The sequence below is a fragment of the Pandoraea capi genome (assembly GCF_902459735.1).
GTDB classification, from domain to species: Bacteria; Pseudomonadota; Gammaproteobacteria; order Burkholderiales; family Burkholderiaceae; genus Pandoraea; species Pandoraea capi.
Genome location: NZ_CABPRV010000022.1, coordinates 1 through 3,155 on the forward strand (window position 1 = coordinate 1; position 3,155 = coordinate 3,155).

Annotated in this window: 3 protein-coding genes; 2 read left to right on the top strand and 1 reads right to left on the bottom strand. The window is 51.6% G+C overall.

What is annotated here, in order from left to right:
- The coding region (locus tag PCA20602_RS25415; protein ID WP_217432510.1) for a DUF2971 domain-containing protein at positions 1-1,109 on the top strand (1,109 nt) is incomplete at its 5' end.
- A 1,223-nt stretch (positions 1,110-2,332) separates the two neighbouring features.
- Complete coding sequence (locus PCA20602_RS25795; protein WP_174981619.1) at positions 2,333-2,854, top strand: hypothetical protein; 522 nt, start codon at positions 2,333-2,335, stop codon at positions 2,852-2,854.
- A 115-nt stretch (positions 2,855-2,969) separates the two neighbouring features.
- On the opposite strand, the gene PCA20602_RS25865 is transcribed toward PCA20602_RS25795, so the two are convergent.
- On the bottom strand, positions 2,970-3,155 hold a 186-nt coding region (locus tag PCA20602_RS25865; RefSeq protein WP_217432512.1), incomplete at its 5' end, for a hypothetical protein.

Genomic DNA, 3,155 nt, shown 5'->3' on the forward strand with positions numbered 1-3,155 from the left:
GTTGTTTGGTTCTTTGTTTCAACGTTTACCCCGCCCAACAGGATGACGACTGCGGTAGGTATTTCAACAGCCTGCTAGATCAACGAATTAAGACCAAGGAATTGAACATCATGAGCAAGACCACTCGCCCGAAGAGCAGTGTCCGCGAACTGAAACGACACTTCGAGCACCTACGGACATCGCTTTGGTCGGACGTCGACAGTGGCAACTCATATCCAGCCGTGCGCCCATTACTTGCACACTACACGTCCATCGACACTCTTCATCAGATCATTAAGAACGAAGAACTCTGGTTTTCCAATCCGCTGTTCATGAATGATGTCCAGGAACTGCGCTTCGGCATGGTAGAGGGACAGAAGGCGTTCTTTCAGCACGCGGGGCTAAGGCTCGCATGCAAGACGCCAGCGCGGTATCAAATGCTGTGTCATGCATTCGAGCACTATTTTTCTGAATTTGAGCAGGCTCACGCTTTTGACACGTACATCATGTGTCTATCGGAGCACGACTCCACCGACCAGGACGGACGACTTTCAATGTGGCGTGGCTACGGTGCCAATGGCAATGGCGCCGCGTTGGTGTTTAACACTGGTAATCTCACGGTGAAGGAAGGCTCACCGCTTATTCTGAGTCGCGTCATATACGCAACGACAGGGCAACGACTGGCGTGGATTGACGGAAAGCTTGATGGACTGGCTCAATCCATCGAGCGAGAGAATTTCGCCACAAAGCACCTCTATGCCGCGGCATACACATTTCTCGAACGGCTAAAAATTTTTTCCCTTTTTACGAAACACAAGGGCTTTGAAGAGGAGCGTGAGTGGCGGGTAGCTTACATGCGTGACCGCGATGGAGCCAATGCCTTCGACCCGTTGTTGAGCTATGTGATCGGCTCCCAGGGTCTGCAACCAAAACTGAAATTCAAAGTCGCTCCCCTTCCAGGGGCGACAGGCGACGACTTACATTTAAGCAAACTCGTTGACCGAATAATCTTGGGGCCAACGGTTTCCAGTGACATGTCACGGATGGTGATTCGGCGAATGCTTGAGCACTGCGGAAAACCTGAGTTGACTGAGCGAGTTGTTGCCTCGACGACGCCATATCGTTCCTGAGAAATCCATGACGTAGTGCGCCGCCACATAGATTGATCTGGTTATCCTTCATGCGTTGCGTGCAGGCGCGTTAGAAATTCTTCAAGCCGAAGCCGCTTCACAGCGCGGCTTAATTCAAGCATTTGCGCATGGAGATACTTCTGCCCGAAGATATCAGTGGCCGACCGCTTTGGGGCGGAACGGTCTGCCGACGGAGGGCCGCTACCGGCCAATAGCGGCCATTGAAGGACTTGCCCTAATGCAGTCGTCCATTGTGGAAGGGAAAAGACGCGTCATAATGCATGACAAATAGAATGCCGCCGCGCGTCTCCTTTTGTAACGGGTAATTGACGGATCGGTGCGGCTATTAACCGTTATCCATTTTACCAAACCATCTTTCGGGATCTGAATCTATGCAGACGCTATCTTCCTACCTTCTTGAATCCGAAGCACTGGACGAACAGCAACTCCAGAGCAGATTCGAAGCGGTTTGTGAGGCTATAAGTAGATGGCTGACGGATAAAGGTGCCACGGACCCGACCCAAGGCGGCGGTGAGTTTCAATCACTAACGAATGATGGAAACGGGCGATTCAATCGCGAAAGAGTTTCCACTTCCTTGGGATTGCTCGACCAAATCAGACTAGTAGAGCGCACTAGATCAGGGCAAACCTTTACGACCCGTCTAGCGACTACTGCATTCAACGGGAAGTTGAGCATCTACTGTAGTCTTGCCGTCGAAAATATTTCTAGCGTTGTTGCACCTGTACCCAACGATCCTCGTTGCCCCGCCATCGTACGTACGTTGCTTGGGCACTCACCCGACTGGAGACTGAACGGAACACCCCTTGGCACTTCTGTACCTCAAGTCGTGTACGGCGACTTGAATGGCCGGAGATTGGCTGACGAGATACGACAGGTAGGGCGTGCTATTCCAATTGTTGTTGTCTCGGAGGTTGAAGGCGAGACTTTGTGGCCACGATTGGCTGAGAATCTTGCATACGACTTAGCTGCGCTTGCCAATGTTGTGCGAGTAGCCGACGACGCAACGTGGGCGTTGACAGACGAATTAGGAAAGTTGCATTCCTGCTATCGGGGTGCCGTTCGTCTATATTGGCCTGCCCGAACGGGGGCAGATGGAGAGCCATACTTCAATAGCACGGTATGGACTGCTTCGGCACTACTTTCAAACGATAGTGACGGAAAGGGATTAAATCGATTCCGAGCGACTCTGCGACGATTGGTGATGTCTACGTCATCTCTGTCGATCACGCCACCTCGTTTAATTCGTGAAATTCAAGAAGCCCTAATTCGACAGCGGTTGGAAGATATAAAGTCGCGTCTAACTGCGGACTCAGAAGAGTTGGAAATCGCGCGTTTATATATCACTGAGAATCAGGATCTAAAGGCGCAGATTGAACAACTCGAAGCGGAACTTGCTCGCACAGCCGCACGTGCGGAAACGGCGGAGCACGCTGTAAGTCAACTCAAGGCGCCGGACGTTACGGACGACGAGCAAACGTCAAGTGCCGAAGAGCGAAGCGAGCCAAATTCTGGCGATACCAGGTTTTACAAGAAAATTCACAGTAAAGGCGCCTACGACATCCTTGTCGAAGTTGACGACTGTGGGCACACGTCTTGGCAAAGCTCTAATAAGGCGGACAAAGCTCGTAAAGGACTCGAGCGACTGACGAGTCGAAATGATTGGAAAAGCCTGCAACACTGTGGTTCCTGTACCGGGGGTGGAATGTGGAAGGTTCGCTGGTAAGCGGAATTGTCAAGAGTCTAACTCCACGTTGAATGACCGTTTTTTCAGCCCCGCTACATCCGCTTTGTGTCGAAAACTGCCGCTCGAGCATGACTGCATCCGCAGCCAGTTTCGTTCATTCGGTGCCCGGCACGAAAACGTTGATAATTTGTAAGGTAGTGTCAGTTGCAGTCGCCCCCAAAAATTGAAGGAGATCCAATTGGCCGTCCCTATCGTTATAGCCGTGACCTGCCCCCTGCAAACAGGGCCAGCCGGAGTCTAGTAAAGTTCGTTTTCGGAGAAGAAGACGAACATGAAGAAG

Coding starts and splice junctions, on each gene's coding strand:
- PCA20602_RS25795 (WP_174981619.1), top strand. CDS start 2,333: ATGTCTACGTCATCTCTGTCGATCACGCCACCTCGTTTAATTCGTGAA.